General features: G+C 39.0%; 25 protein-coding genes. 20 read left to right on the top strand and 5 right to left on the bottom strand.

Annotation, left to right across the window (positions count from 1 at the left end):
• The 5 genes from ftsH to NE848_RS01005 all read left to right on the top strand — a co-directional run bounded on the left by ftsH (position 1) and on the right by NE848_RS01005 (position 4,506).
• Positions 1 to 2,061, top strand: coding sequence for an ATP-dependent zinc metalloprotease FtsH (gene ftsH, locus NE848_RS01025; protein WP_252110358.1), 2,061 nt, complete (start codon positions 1 to 3; stop codon positions 2,059 to 2,061).
• A 98-nt stretch (positions 2,062 to 2,159) separates the two neighbouring features.
• Entirely contained in the window at positions 2,160 to 2,771 is a 612-nt protein-coding gene (locus NE848_RS01020; RefSeq protein WP_252110357.1) for an LUD domain-containing protein, read from the top strand.
• A 3-nt stretch (positions 2,772 to 2,774) separates the two neighbouring features.
• A complete protein-coding gene (locus tag NE848_RS01015; RefSeq protein ID WP_252110356.1) occupies positions 2,775 to 3,578 on the top strand; it encodes a phosphatidate cytidylyltransferase in 804 nt (267 codons plus the stop codon).
• Positions 3,568 to 4,221: a phosphatidylserine decarboxylase family protein gene (locus NE848_RS01010; protein WP_252110355.1), complete on the top strand. Its 654-nt coding sequence runs from the start codon at positions 3,568 to 3,570 to the stop codon at positions 4,219 to 4,221. Before NE848_RS01015 ends, NE848_RS01010 begins: the two co-directional genes overlap by 11 nt.
• Before the next feature lie 12 nt (positions 4,222 to 4,233).
• A complete protein-coding gene (locus NE848_RS01005) occupies positions 4,234 to 4,506 on the top strand; it encodes an acyl-CoA-binding protein (protein WP_341482772.1) in 273 nt (90 codons plus the stop codon).
• A 67-nt stretch (positions 4,507 to 4,573) separates the two neighbouring features.
• Here the strand turns inward: NE848_RS01005 and NE848_RS01000 are convergent, their stop codons facing one another.
• Entirely contained in the window at positions 4,574 to 7,204 is a 2,631-nt protein-coding gene (locus NE848_RS01000; RefSeq protein ID WP_252110353.1) for a valine--tRNA ligase, read from the bottom strand.
• 138 nt (positions 7,205 to 7,342) lie between these two features.
• On the opposite strand from NE848_RS01000, the gene NE848_RS00995 reads away from it, so the two are divergent.
• Positions 7,343 to 7,732 carry a DUF1573 domain-containing protein gene (locus NE848_RS00995; RefSeq protein WP_252110352.1) on the top strand — a complete coding sequence of 130 codons (390 nt, stop codon included), beginning with the start codon at positions 7,343 to 7,345 and terminating at the stop codon, positions 7,730 to 7,732.
• 48 nt (positions 7,733 to 7,780) lie between these two features.
• Here NE848_RS00995 and NE848_RS00990 read toward each other — a convergent pair whose 3' ends face one another.
• Positions 7,781 to 9,130 (bottom strand): aspartyl protease family protein, encoded by a 1,350-nt coding sequence (locus NE848_RS00990; RefSeq protein ID WP_252110351.1) that lies wholly within the window; start codon positions 9,128 to 9,130, stop codon positions 7,781 to 7,783.
• A 97-nt stretch (positions 9,131 to 9,227) separates the two neighbouring features.
• Here NE848_RS00990 and NE848_RS00985 point away from each other — a divergent pair, with 97 nt between their 5' ends.
• Together NE848_RS00985 and murB are read left to right on the top strand one after the other, a co-directional pair.
• Entirely contained in the window at positions 9,228 to 10,424 is a 1,197-nt protein-coding gene (locus tag NE848_RS00985; RefSeq protein WP_252110350.1) for a pyridoxal phosphate-dependent aminotransferase, read from the top strand.
• Positions 10,424 to 11,437 carry a UDP-N-acetylmuramate dehydrogenase gene (murB, locus tag NE848_RS00980; RefSeq protein WP_252110349.1) on the top strand — a complete coding sequence of 338 codons (1,014 nt, stop codon included), beginning with the start codon at positions 10,424 to 10,426 and terminating at the stop codon, positions 11,435 to 11,437. Before NE848_RS00985 ends, murB begins: the two co-directional genes overlap by 1 nt.
• A 55-nt stretch (positions 11,438 to 11,492) precedes the next feature.
• Here the strand turns inward: murB and NE848_RS00975 are convergent, their stop codons facing one another.
• Entirely contained in the window at positions 11,493 to 12,110 is a 618-nt protein-coding gene (locus NE848_RS00975) for a fasciclin domain-containing protein (RefSeq protein WP_252110348.1), read from the bottom strand.
• Positions 12,111 to 12,279: 169 nt separating this feature from the next.
• Here NE848_RS00975 and NE848_RS00970 point away from each other — a divergent pair, with 169 nt between their 5' ends.
• The 6 genes from NE848_RS00970 (at position 12,280) to NE848_RS00945 (ending at position 18,399) form a co-directional block, all read left to right on the top strand.
• Complete coding sequence (locus NE848_RS00970) at positions 12,280 to 12,486, top strand: membrane or secreted protein (RefSeq protein WP_252110347.1); 207 nt, start codon at positions 12,280 to 12,282, stop codon at positions 12,484 to 12,486.
• 5 nt (positions 12,487 to 12,491) lie between these two features.
• Positions 12,492 to 13,595 (top strand): glycosyltransferase, encoded by a 1,104-nt coding sequence (locus NE848_RS00965; protein ID WP_252110346.1) that lies wholly within the window; start codon positions 12,492 to 12,494, stop codon positions 13,593 to 13,595.
• Positions 13,586 to 14,155 (top strand): RNA polymerase sigma factor, encoded by a 570-nt coding sequence (locus NE848_RS00960; protein ID WP_252110345.1) that lies wholly within the window; start codon positions 13,586 to 13,588, stop codon positions 14,153 to 14,155. The genes NE848_RS00965 and NE848_RS00960 overlap by 10 nt, the downstream gene beginning before the upstream one ends.
• A gap of 77 nt (positions 14,156 to 14,232) precedes the next feature.
• Entirely contained in the window at positions 14,233 to 15,114 is an 882-nt protein-coding gene (gene lipA / locus NE848_RS00955) for a lipoyl synthase (protein WP_252110344.1), read from the top strand.
• 7 nt (positions 15,115 to 15,121) lie between these two features.
• Entirely contained in the window at positions 15,122 to 16,129 is a 1,008-nt protein-coding gene (gap, locus tag NE848_RS00950; protein ID WP_252110343.1) for a type I glyceraldehyde-3-phosphate dehydrogenase, read from the top strand.
• A gap of 41 nt (positions 16,130 to 16,170) precedes the next feature.
• The gene (locus NE848_RS00945) at positions 16,171 to 18,399 is read left to right on the top strand and encodes a hybrid sensor histidine kinase/response regulator (RefSeq protein ID WP_252110342.1); all 2,229 of its coding nucleotides are present in this window, start codon (positions 16,171 to 16,173) and stop codon (positions 18,397 to 18,399) included.
• A gap of 108 nt (positions 18,400 to 18,507) precedes the next feature.
• On the opposite strand, the gene lpxK is transcribed toward NE848_RS00945, so the two are convergent.
• Positions 18,508 to 19,515 (bottom strand): tetraacyldisaccharide 4'-kinase, encoded by a 1,008-nt coding sequence (gene lpxK / locus NE848_RS00940; protein WP_252110341.1) that lies wholly within the window; start codon positions 19,513 to 19,515, stop codon positions 18,508 to 18,510.
• A 122-nt stretch (positions 19,516 to 19,637) separates the two neighbouring features.
• Between lpxK and NE848_RS00935 the strand changes: the two genes are divergently transcribed.
• The 4 genes from NE848_RS00935 to msrA all read left to right on the top strand — a co-directional run bounded on the left by NE848_RS00935 (position 19,638) and on the right by msrA (position 22,955).
• Complete coding sequence (locus NE848_RS00935; RefSeq protein WP_252110340.1) at positions 19,638 to 20,732, top strand: Nif3-like dinuclear metal center hexameric protein; 1,095 nt, start codon at positions 19,638 to 19,640, stop codon at positions 20,730 to 20,732.
• A 1-nt stretch (position 20,733) separates the two neighbouring features.
• On the top strand, positions 20,734 to 21,513 hold the full coding sequence (locus NE848_RS00930) for a zinc ribbon domain-containing protein (RefSeq protein ID WP_252110339.1): 780 nt from the start codon (positions 20,734 to 20,736) through the stop codon (positions 21,511 to 21,513).
• A 187-nt stretch (positions 21,514 to 21,700) separates the two neighbouring features.
• Entirely contained in the window at positions 21,701 to 22,291 is a 591-nt protein-coding gene (locus tag NE848_RS00925) for a hypothetical protein (RefSeq protein ID WP_252110338.1), read from the top strand.
• 1 nt (position 22,292) lies between these two features.
• Entirely contained in the window at positions 22,293 to 22,955 is a 663-nt protein-coding gene (gene msrA / locus NE848_RS00920) for a peptide-methionine (S)-S-oxide reductase MsrA (RefSeq protein WP_252110337.1), read from the top strand.
• Positions 22,956 to 22,983: 28 nt separating this feature from the next.
• On the opposite strand, the gene NE848_RS00915 is transcribed toward msrA, so the two are convergent.
• Positions 22,984 to 24,327: an FAD-dependent oxidoreductase gene (locus NE848_RS00915; protein WP_252110336.1), complete on the bottom strand. Its 1,344-nt coding sequence runs from the start codon at positions 24,325 to 24,327 to the stop codon at positions 22,984 to 22,986.
• Positions 24,328 to 24,536: 209 nt separating this feature from the next.
• Between NE848_RS00915 and NE848_RS00910 the strand changes: the two genes are divergently transcribed.
• Positions 24,537 to 25,646 carry an alkene reductase gene (locus NE848_RS00910; protein WP_252110335.1) on the top strand — a complete coding sequence of 370 codons (1,110 nt, stop codon included), beginning with the start codon at positions 24,537 to 24,539 and terminating at the stop codon, positions 25,644 to 25,646.
• 89 nt (positions 25,647 to 25,735) lie between these two features.
• The gene (locus NE848_RS00905; RefSeq protein ID WP_252110334.1) at positions 25,736 to 25,981 is read left to right on the top strand and encodes a hypothetical protein; all 246 of its coding nucleotides are present in this window, start codon (positions 25,736 to 25,738) and stop codon (positions 25,979 to 25,981) included.
• Positions 25,982 to 26,000: the final 19 nt, after the last annotated feature.

Here is a 26,000-nt window from a genome sequence, read left to right as displayed (position 1 = left end):
ATGGCGAATCAAAAACCGAAGAAAAAATTAGATCCCAAAAAACCTAAATTCAGTGCCTACTGGATTTATGCGGCGATCATTATCATATTTTTAGGCATAAACTTTTTTGGAGGAGGAGGTTTTTCTGAACCTGCCAAGACCAATCCAGCTGAATTCAAGGAATATTTAAGAGATGGAGACATTAAGAAGGTTGAGATCATTAACCGAAATCTTGCCCGTGTCTATCTGACAGATGAAGCCAAGCAGAAAGATATTCATAAGAAAAATGTTGATCCTGAATTATTCCCCACTGGAGAAAGCCCATCTTACACTTTCCAGTTTGGTGACCTTCAGAATTTTGAAAATGACATCAACGAGATCAAAAAAGAAAATAATCTTGACACCATTGTCACCTATGATACTTCTAACGATGTTCTGGGTGAGCTGTTCTGGGCCTTATTACCATTTATCCTGATTATCGGGGTTTGGATCTTCATCATGAGAAAGATGAGCTCGGGTGCCGGTGGTGGCGCAGGAGGACAAATCTTCAATATTGGGAAATCCAAAGCCAAATTATTCGATCAGAATACCGATGTAAAGACTTCTTTTAAAGATGTTGCCGGACTTGAAGGAGCGAAAGAAGAAGTGCAGGAGATCGTTGATTTTCTTAAGCAGCCAGATAAATACACTGCACTTGGAGGTAAAATCCCAAAAGGAGCATTGCTTGTAGGCCCTCCTGGTACTGGTAAAACATTACTTGCAAAAGCTGTGGCCGGAGAAGCGAAAGTTCCTTTCTTCTCATTATCAGGATCAGATTTCGTTGAAATGTTTGTGGGAGTAGGTGCTTCCCGTGTTAGAGACCTTTTCAAACAGGCAAAGGAAAAATCACCATCTATCATTTTTATCGATGAAATAGACGCGATTGGACGGGCTCGTGGAAAAAGTAATTTTTCAGGTTCAAATGATGAACGTGAGAACACCCTTAACCAGTTGCTTACCGAAATGGATGGTTTTGGCACCAACACCAACGTGATCGTGATCGCAGCCACCAACCGTGCCGATGTGCTGGATAAGGCGCTTATGAGAGCCGGTCGTTTTGACCGTCAGATCTATGTAGACCTACCCGATCTTAGAGAAAGAAAAGAAATATTCGAGGTTCATCTAAAACCACTTAAAAAAGTTTCTGATGAACTTGATATAGAATTCCTTGCAAAACAGACTCCCGGATTTTCGGGGGCCGATATTGCGAATGTTTGTAATGAGGCCGCTCTTATAGCAGCAAGAAAAGGAAATAAAGCAGTAGGTAAACAGGACTTCCTGGATGCCGTGGACCGAATAGTAGGTGGACTTGAAAAGAAAAACAAGATCATTACCCCTGAAGAGAAAAAAGCCATTGCATTCCACGAAGCTGGTCACGCTACCGTAAGCTGGATGCTGGAACATGCCGCGCCACTTGTAAAAGTAACTATCGTCCCACGTGGACAATCGCTGGGTGCTGCATGGTATTTACCAGAAGAAAGGCTTATTGTAAGGCCAGAGCAAATGCTGGATGAAATGTGTGCCGCACTTGGTGGCCGTGCAGCTGAAAGAGTAATCTTCGATAAAATATCTACCGGAGCACTAAGCGACCTTGAAAAAGTAACAAAACAGGCCAGAGCCATGGTTACTATCTATGGGCTTAATGAAGCCGTAGGTAATCTTACCTATTACGATTCTTCAGGCCAAAGTGAATATAATTTCACCAAGCCTTATAGTGAAAAGACTTCTGAATTAATAGACAAAGAGATCTCGAATCTTATTGAAGCTCAATACAAGCGTGCTGTAGATCTTTTAGAGCACAACAAGGACAAGCTTACCCAGCTGGCAGAGATTCTGCTCGACAAAGAAGTTATTTTTAAAGATGATCTTGAGAAGATCTTTGGGAAGCGACCGTTCAATAAAGAAAAAGAAGAGGGACAACCTGTAAAGGAAAAGAACACCCTTGAAGAAAAGAACAAGAACGGGAAAGAATCCAAAGCTACCAAGGGAAAAAGTACAGATGACGAAGAAGAATTGACCGAAAACGATTCGGTTAATAATTAGTGTAGAAGTTCCAAGTAAAAAATCTCAAATTAAACGAAGGTTAATTTGAGATTTTTTAACTTTGGTAAAATGACTGTAGGAACCATACCCAAAACTCTATGAATCTATTCAAGAGGTTTCTCAATCCAAAGCCCAAATCAGATCAGGATCAGGATATCCCTGAAAATGCTGAGAGAGGCAAATATATGCCGGAGGTAAAACTACCTACCGATGAGCGTTTCATGATGAACTTTAAGAATAATGGTGGTAAGTTCCTGTATTGCATTGATGATACAGAGATACGGGAAGCATTTGACAATATTCTTATGGAGAATGACTGGTATGAAAAGCAATGCTGTTGCTTTGATGAAAAATTAAAGAGTAAATTCTCCGGTTTCAATTTAGAATTCAACAAATCTGCGAGCGCCGATTTTTTTCTTTCTACCTGTGAATTCCTTGTAGCAAATGATGGTTCTATTCTTATTTCATCAAATCAGATCAAAGAGCGCAAACTGCATGACCTACCTCCCAATTTCGTAATCCTATCTTCCACCAGTCAGCTGATAGATACCATAGGGGAAGGTCTAAGAGGAATCAAATTCAAGAACAAACAGCAAATCCCTTCCAATATCACCACAATCAAAAATTTTGAGACCCAAAAAGAGGGTGATTTCATGAGTTACGGAAGTAGCACAAAAAACTTATATTTGCTTCTACTGGAAGATCTGTAATTTATGAGGGAAACCATAATTCGTGCTGTATCAGGCTTATTGTATACATCCATTTTGGTTGCATCAATTCTATCTTCCGAACTGATCTTTATCCTGCTTTTCTATATTTTAAGCCTTGTATGTCTTATTGAAATGCAGAAGCTTTTACGCCTGAAAAGCTATGCTCTTTATTTCTTACAGGCAATTCTTTTTTACCTGTTCAGCTTTCTTAAATTCAACCAGGACGCCACTGTCCTCCTGTTATTCATAACCATATTTGTCAATCTTTTTCTCGTAAAGGATTTACTTGTAGTAAAGAAAATTCCGGTCTTTGAAAAGAAGAAATATATCATCATAATATTTTATTTGATTTCCTCTACCATATTCCTTACACTTATTCCAACTATAGAAGGTGTTTTTATACCGAAACTGGTCATAGGAATCTTTCTTCTAATCTGGACCAATGACACTTTTGCTTTTTTAATAGGGAAGAATTTCGGAAAAAGGAAACTCTATGAGAAGATCTCTCCCAATAAAACCATAGAAGGTTTTCTTGGAGGACTGGTATTTAGTTGCATAATGAGTTATATCATCTGGTATTACAGCAATTTCCTGACTGTAGTAATCTGGCTGGGAATGGCTATTATCCTGAGTATATTTGGAACTTTAGGTGATCTCATTCAATCAAAATTCAAACGACAGGCGGGGGTGAAAGACAGTGGAAAATTAATGCCAGGACATGGCGGATTGTTTGACAGACTGGATAGTATTATCTTTGCAAGTCCGTTTATTTATGCTTATTTATATATATTGAATTATGTTTCATAAAGAAGGATATAAAATAATGACGATTACTGCGATCATCCTGATCGCAATAAATATCATTACTTACAGTTTAATTAATATATACTGGATAAAATTTGTCATCCTTATTGTTTCGGTGATTTTTTTCTTTCTGATACTGCAATTCTTCAGGAACCCAAAAAGAGTAACGAATCACAATAACGAACATATTATAGCCCCGGTAGATGGTAAAGTTGTAGCGATTGAGGAGGTTTACGAAAAAGAATATTTCAAGGATAACCGGTTGCAGATCTCTATATTCATGTCACCCATTAATGTTCATGTAACACGCCATCCGGTAGGAGGAAAAGTTACATACAGTAAGTACCATCCTGGTAAATTTCTGGTTGCATGGCACCCGAAATCCAGCGAGGAGAATGAAAGAACTACCGTAGTGGTAAAAAATGAGGTAGCTGGAGAGATCATGTACAGGCAAATAGCCGGAGCCATGGCGAAAAGAATTGTAAATTATGCTGAAGTTGACGCTGAAGTAGTTCAGGGTAGTGACAGCGGATTCATAAAATTTGGAAGTCGTGTTGATGTTTTCGTTCCGGTAGGATCGAAAGTAAGAGTTGGATTAAATGAAAAAGTAAAAGGTGGTGTAAGCATAATTGCTGATATCGCTTAGTAAGTTCTTATGATGGCAGAAGAAAACACAAAATTTCTAAAAGCCTATGAAATGGCGAGTAGCACAGACCAGCAATTCCCACCTGATGTGCTTTTGCATTTTTATGCACTATATAAAAGGGCAACCGAAAAAAATGGCTTCTACATCCCCACAACGAACCGCGGAGATCTTAGAAGTGCTTTCAAAGTGAATGCCCTGGTGCAGGTAAAAGACCTGAGTAAACAGGAAGCTAAACAACGATATATCGAACTCGTGGAACTGCATATTGGGGCTATTCCCGAATAAAAAAATACAGATATAAAAAAAGGAGGGCAAAATGCCCTCCTTTTTTATTTATAGATCAAACCCCTTATTAATTCAGGTTTTTAAGACTGGCCTTTAGCGCCTCTATCTTCGCCTCTGCATCGGCCTTCTTGGCCTTTTCAACAGCAACAACCTTCTCCGGGGCATTATTCACAAATCGTTCGTTTGAAAGCTTCTTTTCTACAGATTTCAAGAAGCCCTGAGTGTAATTAAGCTCTTCCTCGATCTTTTTCTTTTCAGCCTCCACATCAATGGCTCCAACGATCGGGATAAAATATTCATTCGACCTAACCCTGAAAGAAAGGGCTCCGTCCACTGAACCGTTTACATATTCCAAAGCTGAGATATTTCCCATTTTTGAAATAACCGGATCAAAAGTTCTGGCAGTATCTTCATTATTCAAAACACTAAGCTCAATTTCATTCTTAAACGAAATATTCTTGTCTTTCCTGATTTTTCTCACCCCGGCAATTACGTCGGCTGCATGAGTAAATTCCTTAATGATAGCCTCATCAAAATCTTTTTCTTCTGGCCATTTCGCTATTATCAATGCCTCTTCCGGTTTACGGGGAGTAATCTCCTGCCATATCTCTTCAGTAACGAAAGGCATAAAAGGATGTAGAATCTTCAGATTCTCTTCCAGTATCTGGATCACAGCCTTATATGTCCTGGAATCGATTGGTTCTCCGTAACCAGGTTTTACCATTTCCAGGAACCAGCTACAGTAATCATCCCACACAAGTTTATAAGTAGACATAAGGGCATCACTGATCCTGTATTTAGAGTAGTGATCTTCAATCTCCCTCAAAGTCTTTTGAAATTTCGAGTTATACCATTCGATGGCCAATTTTGCTGTTTCTGGCTGCTCAGCTTCTTCTGAAACCTCCCAACCCTTTACTAAACGGAAAGCATTCCATATCTTATTTGAAAACGCACTTCCCTGTTTGCAAAGATCTTCATCAAACATCAGATCATTCCCTGCTGGTGAACTTAACAGCATACCCACTCTAACACCATCAGCCCCATACTGGTCTATCAAACCTAAGGGATCTGGGGAATTCCCAAGGGACTTGGACATTTTACGTCTTTGTTTATCCCTTACAATTCCGGTGAGATATACATTCTTAAATGGTCTCTCCCCACGATATTCATATCCGGCCATGATCATCCTCGCCACCCAGAAGAAAAGGATCTCCGGGGCTGTAACAAGATCATTTGTAGGATAATAATATTTGATCTCTTTATTCTCAGGCTCAAGAATACCATTAAAGACACTCATTGGCCATAGCCAGGATGAGAACCAGGTATCAAGTGCATCCTTATCCTGAATAAGATCTGTTGCCTGGAGGTTTTCATTTCCAGTAGCTTTTCTTGCTTTCTCCAAAGCTTCTTCCGAAGTCTCTGCTACCACAAAATCATTTTTTCCATCGCCATAATAGTAAGCCGGAATCTGATGTCCCCACCATAACTGACGTGAAATGTTCCAGTCTCTCACATTTTCCATCCAGTGGCGATAGGTATTCAGGAATTTTTCAGGCACAAGATTTATTTCATCTCCGAGAACCGCATCCAGGGCCGGTTTGGCCATTTCCTTCATCTTCAAAAACCACTGATCACTAAGTTTTGGTTCTATTACAGCTCCTGTACGCTCACTTGTACCAATTTTGTTTACGTGATCCTCCGTTTTATCTAAAAAACCTGATATTTCTAATTCCTCAACAATTTCAGCCCGCACAACAAAACGATCCTTTCCTTCATAATGCAAACCGTAATGGTTAAGAGTAGCATCATCATTAAAGATATCGATCACATCAAGATTGTGCTTATCTCCTAGATTTTTATCGTTCTCATCATGAGCAGGAGTTACCTTAAGGCAACCTGTACCAAATTCCATATCTACATATTCATCCTCGATAATAGGGATAGTTCGGTTGCAGATAGGTACAATTGCTTTCTTCCCCTTTAAATGCTCAAATCTTTCGTCATTTGGATTTATACAGATCGCCGTATCTCCTAAAATAGTCTCGGGCCTGGTTGTTGCGATAGTAAGGTATTCATCACTACCCTCTATTTTATATTTCAGATAATAAAGCTTTCCATTCCTCTCTTCATAAATCACTTCTTCGTCAGAAAGGGTTGTTTTGGCCTGGGGATCCCAGTTCACCATGCGATATCCGCGATAGATAAGTCCTTTTTCAAAAAGATCTACAAAGACCTTAATTACTGAAGCCGACATATTCTCGTCCATCGTAAATTTCGTACGTTCCCAATCACATGATGCCCCAAGCTTTTTTAACTGCTGAAGAATAATACCGCCATGCTTATGAGTCCAGTCCCAGGCATGTTGTAGAAATTCATCACGGGTAAGATCCTTTTTATCTATACCTTCAGACTTAAGTTTGGCAACCACTTTAGCCTCTGTTGCGATAGATGCATGGTCAGTCCCGGGTACCCAGCATGCATTAAAGCCCTTTAGCCTGGCTCTTCTTACCAAAACATCCTGAATGGTATTGTTAAGCATATGACCCATATGTAAAACCCCGGTAACATTAGGTGGGGGAATTACGATCGTATAAGGCTCTCTTTCATCGACTTCAGAATGAAAATAATTGTTTTTCATCCAGTAGTCATACCACCTGTCTTCTACTTTTTTCGCATTGTATTGTGCAGCAATTGCCATCTCTTGGTCTGATTTTTGAAATAATGGCAAAAGTAATTATTAATAGAGGATTATGAAAGCTGCTGAAATGATTAAAATTTTTGAGAATTGAAGTATTTCGGCTTATCTTTACTTTTCCGCTTATAAAAAATCAGAATTATGAAAAAACTAATTGCAATCGCCATATTTGTATTTGCAGGGTTCGCGACAGCGCAGGCTCAGAAGACCGCAAAAATGGAATTCAAATCGGAGACCATTGATTATGGCGAGATAAAAAAGGGTAGTGACGGTGTAAGAGTATTTGAGTTCACCAATACCGGAACCGCTCCATTGGTAATTGAAGACGTGAAATCCAGTTGCGGATGTACAGTACCTAAAAAATCTGAAGAACCGATTCTACCAGGAGAAACAGGAAAAATCGAGGTCAAATACGACACTAAGAGAGTTGGCCCGATAAGAAAAACAGTAACCGTATATTCTAATGCTGAAGAACCAGTAAAAGCCCTGAAAATCAAAGGCACGGTTATAGATGAAGCTGACGACAGTTAGAATTCACCATAAACTTTAATTAAAGCCTTCCATTACGGAGGGCTTTTTTTATAAAATACGCTCTAGCCTAAACTCGATCTCGAGAGTTTTACCATCTCTCAAAACCTCCATCCATATTCGTTTCCCTACTTTAGAGGAAAAAATCTCTGAGATTCTCTGTAGGTTATATTTATACGCCGGGCGACCATTGAGCTTAATTATTTCATCTCCTATCATAAGGCCAGACATTTCGGCAGGAGAGTCAGGTCTTATCTCGGCTATTTCATAACTTGGTTCCAGACTGTAAATCACCTGTCTTGTGGTTTGATATACCCGTGTTCCTTCTTCGGCAGGATCACTATCCTGAATCTGGAAAGTATTTCCGGCAGCGGCATTCTTCACTATCCGATAACCATTATGCTTCACCACTACTCCACTCATGTTATATTCAAAAGGATCATGAAAATCATTATTAGGCTTAAGTCTCAAATTTCTTCCGCTATAATCCATAACAGAGTGGAATCTTTTCAATACCTGAGCACCTATGCTTCCCTCCCGTTCTTCAAAAGAGGTAACGGCTTCTAAGGAAATACTATCAGGATAACTCACCGTTATGGCTTCCAGATCATACCTGTCCAGAGAAAGAGCATTGATACGGCTTCTATGACCATATACACTACCATTGATCCCGAAACCAAGGAAATCCTCAAATGACTTATCAGGTAAATAAATTCCTTTCTCTTCATCAATAAATAACCATAAAGCATCTCCCGAGCCACTATCTAAAAGCAGATCAACCTGTTTAGGATCTTCTCCTTCTATAGAAACCTCTGCTTCCACATATGGCTTATTTTGATAAAAGTTCAAAGGAAGGTCCACACATCGCCTACAGCTATCATAATTATATATATCCTTATCGTAAACCCTCATGAATTTTCGTTTATAATTGAATTCCACTACAAAATCCTTGAAGAAATCATACCCAAGAATTCCATTTAAAGCGAAACCAAGACGGTTTGAAATACTAAAAACCTCCCCCTCTATAATATAAATACTATGATCTTCACTAATAGCATCTCCAACCTTTAAAGTATTATGGTTACTTTTGAGAGCCCTCAAGGGCTTCCCCACTCCCATTCCCTTAAGATAAACGGTCAAAGGATTTTTAAGGCTGGTAGAATCTTCACTGGATAAACTAAAAATAATAGTAGAGTTGACCCCTGTATCTAGTAAAAATGACAGTTCCCGCCCGTTAACTTCTACGGGAATTATCACGAGATCATTAATCAGATCAAATTTTTGCTTGAATTTTCCCTTATCATTTTCTATGAAAAAATCGTTTTGCGAGAAAGCGTTCGGGGAAATGGCTGAAATTAATATGATTATGATCCAGACCAGTGTTTTCTTATAGCAGATCATATCACGTTAAATTACGAAAAATAGAGGATAATTACCCCCGTATTATTATTGATTAATGCTTTAATTTTGCAATTTTGCATACCACAAATTAAATGCAATGCCTAAAATTTCAAATAAGGGCCAGGAAATGCCCGAATCTCCGATTAGAAAACTTGTTCCTTTTGCCGAAGCTGCCGTAAAAAAAGGACGAAAAATATATCAGTTAAATATTGGTCAACCAGACATCAAGACTCCTCAAAGTGCATTAGATGCGGTTAGAAACCATGATATTGAGGTTCTTTCATATAGTCATTCTGCAGGATTTGACACCTACCGCGAGAAACTTGCGGGATATTATCAGAAAACGGCACTGCCGGTTGAAAAAGAAGATATTATCATCACTACCGGTGGTTCTGAAGCCCTGTTATTTGCTATGGGAAGTATCACCGATCCGGGAGATGAAGTAATCATCCCTGAACCATTTTATGCTAATTACAATGGTTTTGCCACGGCATCAGGTGTTAAGATAAAACCAATCAAGGCTAGTATAGAGAACAATTTTGCGCTTCCTCCTATTTCAGAATTCGAAAAACTTATCACTGAAAAAACAAAAGCGATTTTGATTTGTAATCCGGGTAACCCAACAGGCTATCTGTATACAAGGGATGAGGTTAAACAACTGGCAGATCTTGCCTTAAAACATGACCTTTTTATACTTTCAGATGAAGTTTACAGGGAATTCGCCTATGAAGGAGCCGAGCATCATTCTATAATGAGCTTACCAGAAATATCCGATAATGCCATTATGGTTGATTCAGTATCCAAGAGATACAGCATGTGTGGGGCGCGAATTGGCTGTTTGGTCTCTAAAAATAAGGATGTGATCTCTACAGCAATGAAATTTGCCCAGGCGAGGCTTAGCCCTCCTACATTTGCTCAAATAGCCAGTGAAGCCGCACTTGACACTCCACAGGAATATTTTGATGAGGTAATAGATCAATATACCTACAGGAGAAACCTGTTGGTAGATGGCCTCGAAAAAATCGAAGGTGTAAGGGTGGCAAAACCTAACGGTGCATTCTATTGTATCGCCGAACTGCCTGTAGAAGATACTGATGATTTTGCAAGATGGCTTCTGGAAAGTTTTGAAGATAACAATGAAACTGTGATGGTAGCTCCCGCGGCAGGCTTCTATTCTACTCCCGACACAGGGAAAAACCAAGTAAGAATAGCCTATGTCCTGAAAAAGGAAGACCTCGAACGTTCAATAAGCATTCTAGAAAAAGCTCTAAAAGAATATAACCTGCAGAATTAATGCAAATACTGCGGAACTTTTCCCTGAAAAACCATAATAGCTTTGGCATCGACGTTAGAGCAGATAGATTTATTTCTGTTAAAAACGTCGATGACCTAAGGGCTATTCTTCGTAAGACCTATGCTTCAGAATTATTTATCCTGGGTGGAGGCAGCAATATGTTATTAACGGGAGATATTCACCGAACCGTGATCCATTTGGGGATTAAAGGGAAAGAAATAATTTCCGAAACCGAGGATGAAGTAATGGTTAGAGCAGCCGCCGGGGAAAACTGGCATGAATTTGTATTATGGGCACTGGATCAAAACTTCGGCGGAATTGAAAACCTGTCCCTTATTCCCGGAAATGTAGGTACGGCACCAATTCAGAATATAGGCGCTTACGGGGTAGAGCTTAAAGACACCTTTGTTAGCTGCCATGCCATGAATATTCAAACCCTGGAGCAGCGTGAATTCAGTCTTGAAGATTGTGAATTCGACTATCGAAATTCAGTTTTCAAAAATCAACTGAAGGATCAGTATATAATTACTTCGGTAAACTTTCGACTTACTAAAAGGAATCATAGTCTCCACACCGAATATGGTTCAATAAGATCTGAGTTGGAAAGGAACGGGATTACTTCACCTTCCATTCGTGATATTTCGGATGCTGTAATAAGTATTAGGCAATCAAAATTACCAGATCCCAAAAGAATTGGAAATAGCGGAAGTTTCTTTAAAAATCCCATTATCGGCACGGAGCAGTTCGATAAACTAAAAGAAGAGTTCCCTGGCATACCCTCCTACCACGTTTCTGATGACGAGATCAAAGTCCCCGCGGGCTGGTTGATTGATAAGGCAGGTTTCAAGGGATATCGGGAAGGGGATGCAGGAGTACACCAGAATCAGGCCCTGGTACTGGTAAATTATGGTGAAGCTACCGGCAGCGAGATATTGGCACTTTCCCAAAAGATCCAGGAAGAAATCAAAGAAAAATTCGGGGTACAATTAGAACCCGAAGTGAATATTATATAAAAAAAACAGGGAACTACTCAATCGCAGCCCCCTGTTTCACCGTGGATATAATCTTCTATGCTTTCTTCATCACAACTGCATCAATAATATGCACTATTCCATTTGAAGCTTCAACATCGGCCTGAACTACCTTGGCTTTATTACCAGCTTCATCGGTTATTATTACATTTTCTCCTTCCAGGGTAGCTTTCAACTCTCCTCCTTCAAGCGTAACAATAGTATACTCACCATCATTATCATTGATCAGTTCTACCAGTTCCTGAGAAGTTATTTCATCTTCAACAACATGATATTCTAATAAAGAACTCAAATCTTCCTGATTTTCTTTCTTCATCAGATTATCCAAAGTTTTCTTATCCACTTTCGCAAATGCAGCATTATTAGGAGCAAAAACGGTATATGGCCCTTCACTCACAGTTAAAAGCTCAGCCATTTCCGCAGTTTGCAGGGCACTTACCAAAGTGCTCAAGGTATCGGTTTCCATTGCCTTCGCGGCAATACTATTGGATTCCATTTCCATTCTCTCCTTCTCGGCATTCATTTCGGCTTCCCGTTCCGCCTCCATTTGCTCCATACGTTCTTTATCTTCCTGGTCCTTCTTCTTATTGTCATCACATGAAGTGAATACAATTGCCGACAGGGCCAAAAGCATAAATAAAATTTTCATTTTCATAATTGTAGTTTTTTTAGTGATTAACAACGCAAGATATTGCGTAAAAGGTACTTACGATTTCTGTTTTGATTAAATTTTAGTTAAATAGTGTAAAGGTTATACTAATGCAGCCAGCTATTTTCCCATGCTTTTTTTTATTATTATTTTTGCAACAGAATCACAATGGGATATGAAATTATTAATAATCAGTATAGTATTACTAGCCCTGGCATTTGCAGGTATTGCAATAAAAATATGGGGTAAAAAAGGAGGTAAATTTGCCGGCACCTGTGCCAGCCAGAACCCTTATTTAAATAAATCTGGGGAACCATGTAGTTTTTGCGGAAAAATGCCTGATGAAATGGAAAATTGTTCTGAAACCTCTAAGACCAAATAGGCTGAATGGGAACAATACTACTGGGATTATTCATTTTTGTCACCTTAATAAATCTCATTTATTTCTTTTCATTTTTTTCTTTCGCTACCGCCGGAAGTAAAAGTAAACTACACCCCGAAGTTCCGGTTTCCGTAATAATCTGTGCAAAGAACGAGGCTGAAAACCTCCAAAACTTTCTACCAGCCATACTTGAGCAGGATTATCCTGAATTTGAGGTAATCGTGATTAATGATGCTTCTTCTGATAACACTCTGGAGATTATCGAAGAATTTCAGAAAAGTGATCCCAGAATAAAAATCGTTGATGTACAGAACAATGAAGCCTTCTGGGCCAATAAGAAATATGCTCTAACGCTGGGTATAAAAAAAGCGAGAAACGAACATTTACTCTTTACAGATGCCGACTGTGCTCCGCAGTCCAAAAACTGGATAAGAGAGATGTCAAGCAATTTTCAGCCGGGAACTTCAATAATTCTTGGATATGGCGGCTATTTCAATCATTCAGGTTCTTTACTGAATAAACTTATCAGGTTTGAAACATTGCTAACGGCTATCCAGTATTTTTCATATGCGAGACTGGGTTCACCTTATATGGGCGTGGGAAGAAACCTGGCGTATACCTCAACTCAGTTCTATGAACTAAAAGGTTTTGCCAATCATTTACATTTAAGGTCTGGTGATGATGATCTTTTTGTAAATGAAGCGTCCAATTCCAGCAATACAGCGATTTGTTTTAATCCCCAAGCGATCACCAGAAGTGTTCCGAAAAATAATTTCTCAGAATGGTTCAACCAAAAAAGGAGGCATGTATCGGTGGCCACACACTACAAGCCGAAACATAAATTCTTACTGGGAACTTTTTACATTTTCAGGGTGCTTTTCTGGATCTTATTAGCATTGTTGTTAGTGCTTCAGGTATATCCTCAAATTGTTCTGGGCATATTAGGTTTCAAGCTTATCACTGAAGCTTTTGTATATTTTAAATCGGCAAAAAAACTGAATGAAACAGATGTGGTCTGGTTTTTTCCGTTTTTCGATCTTTTTTTAATCTTCCTGCAAATGGCTATCTTTATATCTAACCTCATTTCAAAACCAAAACATTGGAAATAAATCCGGACGAACTTCTGGAAAAGATCAGGGAGGCTAAAGATGGAAACCAGACGGCCTTTAACTACCTTTTAGACAGATATTGGAACGATGTATATGGTTTTCAATTAAAGAAAACCAAAAATGAATATGAAGCCGAAGATATCACCATTCAAACATTCTCAAAAGCCTTCAATAAGATAGATACCTTTGATGAGAATTACTCTTTCACCACCTGGCTTATAGCTATTTCAAAAAATATCCATATTGACCAGATAAGAAAGAAAAATGCTTCGATAAGTTCAAAGACCAGTGTTCAGGATGAAAACAGGCTCAACGAAATTGCTGATGAATCACCGAGTATCGAGGATAAACTTATCAAGGAGCAACATCTGGAGCAATTACTTTCAGATATCAAACAACTAAAACCACATTATCAGGAGGTGATCAATCTTCGGTTTTTTCAGGAAAAAAGCTACAAAGAGATCGCCAATAGCCTCGATGAACCTATGAACAATGTGAAGATAAAATTGCTTAGAGCTAAGAAGCTGTTAGCTGAAATTATTGAAGCCAGAAAAGGCTAAGTAAGGAATCAAAAGCTGCCTAGTCTAATTTATGCAGTTCAGCTTATTATTGTATCTTTGACCCACAGATTTTTGCTATGAATACAGACGTTGCGCCAGTAGAAACGAAAACCGAAAGAAAGCCAAAACCTAAATGGCTTCGTGTAAAACTTCCTACCGGAAAAAAATACACTGAATTAAGGAGTCTTGTAGACAAATATGACCTTCATACTATTTGTACTTCAGGGAGCTGCCCAAATATGGGAGAGTGCTGGAGTGAAGGTACTGCAACCTTCATGATCCTGGGTAATATTTGTACCCGGTCGTGTGGTTTTTGCGGTGTAAAAACCGGAAGACCTGAAACTGTGGATTGGGACGAACCGGAAAAAGTAGCAAGATCCATCAAGTTAATGAAGATCAAACATGCGGTTGTTACCAGTGTAGACCGTGATGATTTGAAAGATATGGGATCTATCATCTGGGCTGAAACCGTGAAAGCCATTAGAAGAATGAATCCCGAAACTACTCTTGAAACCCTCATACCAGATTTTCAGGGTAACGAAAGAAATATAGATAGGATTGTGGAAGTTATGCCTGAAGTGGTTTCTCACAATATGGAAACCGTAAGAAGGCTTACCAGGGAAGTGAGAATTCAGGCAAAATATGAAAGAAGTCTCGCTGTTCTAAAATATTTAAAGGATAGCGGAATAAACAGGACAAAATCCGGGATCATGCTTGGACTTGGAGAGCAGGAAGAAGAAGTGATCCAAACCTTACATGACCTTAAAGATGCCGGGGTAGATGTTGTTACTATAGGGCAATATCTTCAACCAAGTAAAAAACACCTGCCTGTTAAGCAATTCATCACCCCAGATCAGTTCAAAAAATATGAAGAAATAGGGCTGGACCTGGGCTTCAGACATGTAGAAAGCAGTGCTTTGGTGAGATCTTCTTACAAAGCTCAAAAACATATTAATTAGTCAGTAAATGGCCGCAACTATTAATATTGCCATTAATGGTTTTGGCAGAATTGGAAGAAATCTCTTTCGCATCCTTTTAGATCACCCCACTATCAAGGTGGTTGCGATCAATGATATTCACGATGCGAAAAGTCTGGCTCATCTCCTGAAATATGACAGTGTTCATCGAACTTTAAAAGCCGATGTCTCTTCAACTGATTCCGGGATTTTAGTGAACGGAAATTTCATTCCCTTAATTAATTTTAGATCGCCGGCAGATATTCCATGGAATGACTACCAGGTAGATTATGTGGTAGAATGTTCAGGGCAATTTAAAACTAAAGAAACTTTAAAGCCCCATCTTAAAGTAGGGGTGAAAAAGGTGATCCTCTCAGTCCCCCCTCAGGATGAGAACATAAAAATGGTAGTTCTGGGGGTAAATGAGCATATTTTAGACGGTACCGAGAAAATAATTTCCAATGCTTCCTGCACCACTAATAATGCGGCACCAATGTTAAAAGTGATCAACGATCACCTTAAGGTAACACAGGCTTATATTACAACCGTACATTCTTACACTTCTGATCAAAGCCTTCACGACAAACCGCATAAAGATCTTAGAAGAAGTCGTGGTGCAGCCCAATCAATAATCCCAACCACTACGGGTGCCGCGAAGGCTTTAACCGGTATTTTTCCAGATCTGAGCAGTGTTATTGGTGGCTGTGGAATTCGGGTGCCGGTTCCAAATGGTTCTCTTACAGACATGACTTTGAACGTGGAAAAAGAGACAAGCATTGCAGAAGTAAATAATCTGTTCCGTGATGCTGCAAAAAATTCAATGAATGGCATTATTCAGTATACCGAAGATCCAATTGTAAGTGTAGATATTCTTGATAGCCAGTTTAGTTGCGTGTTTGATGCACAAATGACTTCTGTAATTGGTGGAAAACTTATTAAACTGATAGGCTGGTATGATAACGAAATTGGATATTCTAACCGTCTTATCGATTTAATTTCACTCATTAACGATAAATAGCTATCTTTAACCACATTAACAGCTGTTTGCTATTTTCCCGAATGAAGAACTTAAAGCTAACCTTAATACTACTTTGTTGCTTTCTAACCTTGAGTTTTCAGGATTCAAAGATAGATGAAGCACAGCCCAGCCCTAAGGAAATAAAACAACTTCTTAGTCAGGCGGAAAATTCTATCGACATGATGGAATTTGACAAAGCTCAAAGGCAATTGAATAAATCTCTGGAGTTAGCGAAGCGCATAGATCACAAAAGATATATCGCACTATCCAGTAGTATTCTTGCTCGTATGTATCATGTAAGACATGAATACGACAAAGGTGTGACCCAGCTTCAACGAGCTATAAATATCCAGCGTGAAATAAATGATGAGGCTGGCCTTGCCTACTCTTACATTCTTTATGGAAAATTATTCTTTTCAAAAGGTGAACATGACCGGGCGATCAAATATTTTGATCTTGCCGAAGATTACTACGAAAAAGAAAAAAATTCTGAGCAATTAGGTCTTATTGCCCTCAATAAAGCAATTGTCTATCTGTATAATCCCGATAAACGAGAACAAGCTTTCTCTTTAATCAATAACGCTGAAATATATCTGAAAGGCAGTGAAAATAAATATGAGCTCTCGAGGCTTCATTACTATCGAGCCAGGGCAGCAATGTTAGAAGGTGATTACAATAAGGCTGAAAAAGCGGCTCAGGAAGCCTTAAACCTTGCCAAGTCTGGAGATTATATCGGGATGACTATGTATTCTTTCGGCTTGCTTAGTCAGATCGCAGAACGCCTAAATAAACCTGCAGAAGCACTTGAATATTTGAAACAGGCCAATGAGATCCAGGAGGCTGTCTTCAATATGAATAAGGAAGCCCTTGCCAGTGACACTTTTGAGCGATTAGGTATGGAATCCTTAAAGTCTACGGTAAATGAACTCACCCTGCAAAACGCCGAACAGGAACGAACCTTAAAGGTTAATAAGTTAACTACTATTTTAAGTGTAGCTCTTATCACGATTCTTTCGCTTTTAACTCTGTCCCTTTATAAAAACAATAATCTAAGAGCAAGAGCTAACGAATTGCTTCAGAAGAAAAACTCTGAACTTACACTTGCTAAGGAAAATGCTGAGAAAGCTTCCATGGCCAAGGCACAATTCCTCTCAACTATCACCCACGAATTAAGGACCCCTCTCTATGCCGTCACAGGTCTAACTCACCTTCTGTTAGAAGAGAGTCCTACCGAGAGCCAAAAAGAACATCTAAATTCACTGAAATTTTCAGGAGAATATCTACTGTCTCTTATCAACAATATACTGGATTTAAATAAGCTGGAAGCGAATAAGGTAGAGATCGTAAAATCTTCTTTCAATCTTGAGAAGAGAATGTCTGATGTTCTTATTGCCTTAAAGAATTCGGCAGATGAGAAGAAGACCAAGCTCCATTTCGACTTTGATAAGAGCATCCCTAAAAAACTAATTGGTGACCCTCTTAAGATCTCGCAAATCCTTATTAACCTTATTGGTAACTCGATAAAGTTCACCGAAAATGGAGATATCTGGATATCTGTAAAGAAAAACAAACAGGAAGACAAGAAAGTTTTCCTTCAATTTGAGATAAAGGATAACGGGGAAGGTATCAGCAAAGAAAAGCAAAAGGCTATATTTGATAATTTCACTCAGGGATCAACCCAGATAAATCGAAAATTCGGCGGTACAGGTTTAGGCCTATCAATCGTAAAAAATCTGCTTAGCCTTCTTAACAGTGAAATAGACCTGGAAAGCGAACTGGGACAGGGTTCAAAATTCAGCTTTGAACTGGAATTTGAAGCCCCTGAAGCAGAAGTTACCGAAACTAAGGCTGCTCCTAAGGTTGAAGAAAAAGAGCTATCTAATGAGATAATGGAAGACAAGCGTATTCTTGTGGTTGAGGATAATAAGATCAACCAGATGATCACACGCAAGATACTTGAAAAGAACAAAGTGATCTGTGATGTTGCCGACAATGGAACGACTGCAATAGAAAAGGTTAAGAACAATCATTTTGACCTGATCCTGATGGACATACATATGCCAGGAATAAGCGGAATTGAGGCCACAGTAGAAATAAGAAAATTCAATGCAGATATCCCTATTATTGCTTTAACAGCGGTTACTTTAGACGATAATCTAGATGAATTCTACCTTAACGGATTTAATGATATTATTCCAAAACCTTATAAAACAGAAGAGTTCTTCCATAAGATAAATAAATACCTAGCATCCAGAGAAACAACGGTTTAAATTCTTTGGCACGTGCTTTGCTCAAAAAATGGCTAGTAGGATTATATAGAGAAGACTTATCTTATATAGTTTGAATTAGCCAAAGTAAAATGAGGTGTTCTAAGCACCTCATTTTTTATTTATAAAATTCAGAATAGACTTTTTAAAATCATTTTCCTGCTTCAATAATTTCATTTCTATTGGCAGGTAATACAAAGGTTTATCATGCAACCTGTCTTTCAGTCTCATAAAATCCTTTTCAGTAGTAAGGATCTTTTTGGGTTGGGCCTGCAGCTTTTGTATTTCTTTGTCGGAAAAATTATGATGATCTGGAAACTTGAAATGTTGAGGATTAATCCCTTTCTTTTCAAGATAAGCAATCACAGGCCTGGGATTTGCTATCCCGGTCACAAGACAATAATCAGAACCCGATATTTCATCCAGGAATCTTGATTCCTGTGTAGAAAATATACGATCAGAATAGCTAATAGTGGCAAAAAATAGTTTCTGATAGGCTTTAGGTTTCAGCTTATTCCTGATCTTCTGCATTTCATCTGAAGACAAATCTTCCGGGCATTTTGTGATAACAATGATATCCGCTCTTTCTGCCCCAGCCGATGACTCCCTGAGATTTCCTGCGGGTAATAAAAGATCATCCTTATACAGATCCCCATAAGCCGTTAGCAAAATGTAGAAACCGGCTTTTACTTTTCGGTGTTGAAAAGCATCGTCAAGAAGAATCACATCTGGAGAAAACTTTAGCAGTTCTGCTACCCCTTCCCTCCTGTTAGCATCAACAGCTACTGTCACGCCCGGAAATTTATTTTTGAACTGAAGTGGTTCGTCACCTACCTGACTGGCTAATCCATTTAAATCTACAAGCTGAAATCCTTTGCTTTTCCTTTTATAACCACGGCTCAAGGTTGCCAGCTTATAATCTTTATGAAACATTCTTAAAAGATATTCGATCATTGGCGACTTTCCCGTTCCTCCCATGTTGAGATTACCCACACCTATAACCGGTAGCCCATATGATTCAGATCTAAATACACCCCGATCATAAAGTTCATTCCTAAGCCCGGTCACGGCGTGATATAAGACTGAAAAAGGGAAGAGTAATTTTCTGGGATTCGGCATGAAAGGCTCTGTATAATATTTATATTTGGACAGTAAAAGGCTAAAAAATGGAAAAACTGGAGAATATTTCTACAATTTCGAATTTTCCTCCTGTCCTAACCCGAAAGCTAAAATATTAAATTATGACCATACAGGAAGTAATTAACCAAATTGAAGATTTCGCTCCAACCAGATATGCTGAAGATTTTGACAATGTGGGGCTACTGGTAGGGGATAAATCAAAAGAAGTTGCCGGTGCTTTAATAACGCTGGACACCCTGGAAGCTACAGTAGATGAAGCTATTGAAAAAAAATGCAACCTCATCATCAGTTTTCACCCGATCATATTTTCAGGGCTTAAAAAGCTCAACGGAAAAAATTACGTGGAAAGAACGGTTCTAAAAGCCATTAAGAATGATATTGCCATATATGCCATCCATACCGCTCTGGACAATCAGCATAAAGGTGTAAATGATATGATTTCTGAAAAGCTTGGCTTAAAGAACAGGCAGATCCTCATTCCACGAAAAGACTCCATAAAGAAGCTAACTACATTTGTCCCGCTTAAAAATGCTGATGAAGTGCGTAATGCTTTATTTGGTGCCGGTGGCGGAAGCATTGGAAATTATGATAACTGCAGTTTTAACATTACTGGAAAGGGCTCATTTAAAGGTAACGAGGAGTCAAATCCGGTAATTGGAGAAAAAGGGCAGATCCATTTTGAGGAAGAAGTACAAATAGGCATCACTTACCAGGCACATTTAGAATCAGGGATTTTGAAAAATCTTTTTAAATCCCATCCTTATGAAGAGGTTGCCTATGAAATTCACAGCCTGGAAAACAGGAATCAGCATCTTGGGATGGGAATGATAGGGGAATTGGAGGAAGAAATGGATGAAACATCATTCCTGAAACAGGTTAAAAAAACCTTCAATTCTGGCTGTATTAAACATTCAGAATTGCTGAATAAACCAATCAAAAAGGTCGCTGTTTTGGGCGGCAGTGGTGCTTTTGCCATCGAAAATGCAAAAGCTGCCGGAGCAGATATATTTATAACTGCCGATCTTAAATATCACGACTTTTATAAAGCCGAGGAAAAGCTGGTGTTAGCCGATATTGGACACTATGAAAGCGAGCAGTTTACAAAAAATCTGCTATATTCTTTTCTTAGCAAAAAAATTAGTAGTTTTGCACTTATTTTAGCAGATACAAATACCAATCCAATCAACTATTTATAATATGGCGAAAAAAAACGATGTTACTGTAGAAGAGAAGTTAAGATCACTGTACGATCTTCAGTTGGTAGATTCGAGAATTGATGAAATTAGAAACGTACGTGGTGAACTTCCCCTTGAAGTTGAAGATCTAGAAGATGAAGTAGCAGGTTTAAACAGACGCTTGGAAAAACTGGATGCCGATATAGAAGTCATTGAAAATGACATCAAGAACAAGAAGAACCAGATTGAGGAGTCTAAGTCAACTATCAAAAAATACTCTGACCAGCAGAAAAACGTTCGTAACAACAGGGAATTCAACGCTCTAAGTAAAGAGATCGAATTCCAGGAACTTGAAATAGAACTTTCTGAAAAGCATATTAAGGAATACAAGGCTAAGATTGAGCAAAAGAAAGAGGTTATTGCTCAAACAAAAGAAAAGCTTTCAGAAAGGGAAGAGCATCTTAAGCACAAAAAAGGTGAGCTTGATGAGATCTTAAAAGAAACCGAGAAAGAAGAGCAAGCTCTCATTGAAAAATCAAAGGAATACGAAAAGAACATCGAAGATAGACTTGTTACTGCTTATAAAAGGATAAGAAGTAACGTTAAGAATGGTCTTGCCGTAGTTCCTGTAGAGCGTGGAGCTTCAGGAGGTTCATTCTTCACCATTCCCCCTCAGGTTATCATGGAGATCGCAGGCCGCAAAAAGATCATCACCGATGAGCATAGTGGTAGAATACTTGTGGACGAGGAACTGGCTAAAGAAGAACAGGAAAAAATGTCCAGCATGTTTAAGAAGTTCTAAACTTTTTTAACTAAAAATATAAACTGCCTTAAAAATAACAGTAGGATCATAGATCTGAAGCAAAAGTTTTTCAGGCAGTTTTTTTATGCCCTAATCCCTGCATGTCCTTCTCTGATTTGGGATTAACATGTATTTCACATTTATCGGTCTTTAAAAGGCTACCTTTAACTAACCCAATTCGTTAAAGATGAGAACTACAATAATCCTTTTTTGCATGATGCTGTGTTTAATGTCCTGTAGGGACAATAAGGAAAACACAGATAATGAATTAGATGAAAATCAGATTGAGAATATAGAATCCAGTGACGAAATAGGAGGTTCAAGCCAGGATCAGCCTATTGATAGAAATACAAATACTGGTGATCCAGATACTTCCGATTCCGATTCTGAAGAAGAAGCGAATACCGGCAATAGCATTGCGGGAAAATATATTAGAAGTGATCATCCCGAAGACTGGAATTGCAGCTGTTTCTGCATAGATGTGAAAACTACCGGCACTTCAGAATTATGCCTTTCCAAAGACAAACTGTATATAAATGGCCGATTCGAACAAAGCGGCAATAATATCAATATTTATTATTCAGGAAAATCTTCGAAAACCACAGATTCTGAAATCCCCTGGGATAAGTTTGAAAAAAGCACTCCAATAGCGGTTTTAAGTCCTTCAGGAAACGGCTTTGACCTCGACTGGAAAGGATTCTCCATAGATGGAAAGATCGCTGTTGATTACGCTCTTTATGGGAAGAAAACATTAGAAGGAACCTATAAGAAAAAATAGTATGAAATTTTTAGCATTAAACTTAATAAGTCTGCTGCTATTGGCCTGTGGAAACCAGTCAAAGGAAAATACAGCAACAAATCCTGAAATAGCGAATGCCGAACCTATTGAGGTTCCGGCTCAGAATGGGAAGGAAAGGGCCTATTTCGCAAGTGGCTGCTTCTGGTGTGTAGAGGCTATTTATGAAAGTGTGCAAGGTGTTGAAGAAGCTATTTCCGGCTATTCAGGAGGACACACCAAGAACCCGACCTATGAAGCAAGTAATACGGGAAGAACCGGACATGCTGAAGCTGTAGAAGTGATATATGATCCAGATGTGGTTAGCTTCAAAACACTGGTTGAAGTCTATTTTGGATCCCAGGACCCAACGCAGGTGAATGGACAGGGTCCCGACAGAGGCTCACAATACCGATCCATTATTTTTTATCAGAATGAAGAACAGAAAAAAATCATAGAAGAGGTAAAGGCCGAAGTGGCTAAAGACTATGATGAACCTATTGCCGCCGAAATCTTACCATTTCAGAAATTCTGGAAGGCTGAGGACTATCACCAGGATTACGAGAAGAACAATCCTAATAACCCATATATTCAAAAGGTTTCCATACCAAGGTTGAACAGGTTTAAATCAAAATTCCCTGATATTCTGAAAGAGGATGCACATTAAATAAAAAAGCTGCCAACTGGCAGCTTTTTTATTTTTTTATCAGCTTGATTATCTTTTCTTCAACTTCCTTGGAGTCCCATTTTTCCTCAATATCAGGGATCTTCATCACTTCATCCATTATGGCTCTTTGGTAATCCCCTATTTTTAAAGCTTCAGAGTAGGCCTTATCAGAAAAGGTTACCCTGGAATATAAAGGTGTCCAGAGATCAGGGTGATCCTGGGCGAATTTCTTTTCTATTTTCTTTCTCAGCAAGAACATAGGATCTGCCGTTTTACTACTCATCTCCATGAAGTTCCTGTAACTCAGTTCGGCTATAGCATCAGCATTCGGTTTTCTTTCCGTCTGGTATTCTTCAAAAATCTGCTGCCAGTCATCTCCATATTTATCCATTTTCTCATTCAATACTGAAATGTCCTCAAATCCGGCATTCATCCCCTGACCATAAAAAGGTACGATCGCATGGGCCGAATCGCCTACCAGTGTAATTTTATCATAATAAGACCAAGGGAAACACTTTATGGTAACCATGGCACTCGTAGGGTTTTTGAAAAAGTCCCTCTTCAAATTAGATATTTCGTCTTTGATATCAGAAAAATAAGTCTCGAAGAACACATCGGCATCATGTTCGGTCTTTATACTTTCAAATGAGATATCACCTTCAAATGGCAGGAATAATGTACAGGTAAATGTTCCGTCCAGGTTCGGCATTGCAATAAGCATGAATTTACCCCTTGGCCAGATATGGAAAGAGGAGTTGTCAAGCTTATGAGTTCCATCTTCATTCGAAAGAATGGTGAGCTCTTTATACCCTACATCAATAAAATGCTGGGAATAATTAAAGCGGCTTTGCCTTTGCATTTTATGTCGTACCCGGGAAAAAGCACCATCTGCTCCAAAGATGAGATCAAACTGGTATTCTTCCCAGTTACTTTTCTCAGACTCCCCTGTGTAGAGGCGAGCATTGGGCATATCTACTTCCCAGACTTTCTCTTCAAATTTAAACTCGGCTCCGGCTTTTTCGGCCAGATCAATCATTTTTCTGTTTAGCACACCTCTGGAAATCGAATAGATCGCCTCCCCATCTTCTCCGTAATTCTGATAGTAAACGGGCTGTCCCTCAACATGCATTGCTCTTTTGTCAAGAGGTAGGGCTAATTTTCTTATTTCCTCCTCTATTCCAACCTCTCCCAAAGCCTTCCACCCCCTGTTTGACATGGCAAGATTAATAGATCTGCCAGAGAATTCTACTTTTCTCACATCGGGTCTTCGATCGAACACGGTAACTGAATGGCCCTGCTTTCTGAGGTAAATAGCCAGTAATGATCCAACAAGTCCCGATCCTACTATGGCTACATTCTTTTTTATTTGCATGAAATGGTTTGAAAATAAATTTCGGCAGAGGTCTAAGCGGCGCCAAAGGATTTCAAAAATTTTAATTACGAAATTAATTAATAAAAATGAAACAGGCTTATTTGAAAGCGGGTAATAACCCTATTGATTTCCGGCATTTATCATTTAATTAACAGCGGTAAAGGCTCATATCTGGTAATTTTATAGAACGAACAGAAAAATCAAGTATCATGTCTCAGGCTAACCAACCCCTTCTTGAACCCTATAAAATTGGAGACCTCCCCTTGAAGAATAGAGTCGTCATGGCTCCAATGACCAGGAACCGGGCAGATAATAAAAATAATACCCCTACAGACCTTCATGTAAAATATTACACCCAGCGTGCTGGGGCCGGGCTTATAATAACGGAAGGTTCTCAGGTTTCAGAACGGGCCGTTGGTTATTTGCATACCCCGGGGATTTATACCGAAGAGCACGTCGCAGGATGGAAGAAAGTGACAGATGCAGTACATGAGAAAGAAGGAAAAATTTTCGTTCAGTTATGGCACTGCGGAAGGATGTCCCATCCCAAATTCCATAACGGGGAAAGACCTCTCGCGCCAAGTGCTGTAAATCCCGATGCCAAGGTATTCACACCTGATGGTTTTGAGCAGACCACGGAACCCAAGGAAATGAGCATCCAGGAGATCCAGGAAACTATCCAGGAATTTCGGCATGCAGCCGAAATGGCCAAGGAAGCTGGATTCGATGGAGTGGAAATCCACTCCTCAAATGGTTATCTTTTTCATCAGTTCTTCAACAAAAATTCAAATTTAAGAACGGATGATTATGGAGGAAGCATCCCTAATCGAGCAAGATTTTTCTTTGATGTTCTGGAAGTGATTGGGGAAATATGGCCAGAGAACCGGATCGCCTGTCGTTTCAATCCATCCCTTAATGGAGCCTTCGGTATTACGGCCACCGAAGAGAGTATCGCGGTATTTGATTATATCATGGAAAAGCTGAATGCCTACGACCTGGCATATGTGCACCTTTCTGAACCCATGAACGATGTAAGTAATATTGATTATCTCCTTACAGAGGTTTGTAAACATTACCGACCGATTTATAAAGGAACTATAATGGCTAATAAGGGATTCACCCAGGATAAGGGTAATAAAATTCTTAAAGACGGCTATGCTGATCTTGTTTCCTATGCAAGGTTGTTTGTATCTAACCCAGATCTTCCAGAAAGATTCAGAAATAACTGGCCAACGGCCGATTGGGATACAGATACGTTTTACACCCAGGGAGCCAAAGGATATACCGATTACCCAGCCTATGAAGAGGAAAAGTCCTAATTTTTTAATAAACATATTATAAAAGCTGTTAAGGATTTTCTGCCGGTCTTAGGGAAAAATTAAATTAGTATCAACTAAATCATATAATTATGGATCAGGAAAAGTTAGATCACATGAGATCTGTGTTAAACAAACTTGAGGATATTAAAAACACTCAGGGAAGTCTTATAGATAAAATAAACCACGTGATTACAGATTTATTTCAACATCCAGATAAAGATCTGGAGAAAATCATGGAAGATGCCCATCAAAAAGCTTCAGATAACATTGATGCTATCAGGGAAGCAATGGAAGATTACGAAATGGCAATCAACAAACTAGAGAATCAGGATTAATTTAAAAATCCATTAACAG

Origin of the sequence: Gramella jeungdoensis (assembly GCF_023805255.1) — a bacterium.
Taxonomy (GTDB): Bacteria; Bacteroidota; Bacteroidia; order Flavobacteriales; family Flavobacteriaceae; genus Christiangramia; species Christiangramia jeungdoensis.
The sequence above is the reverse complement of the archived record's forward strand: the minus strand, read 5'-3'. Positions and strand labels throughout refer to the sequence as shown.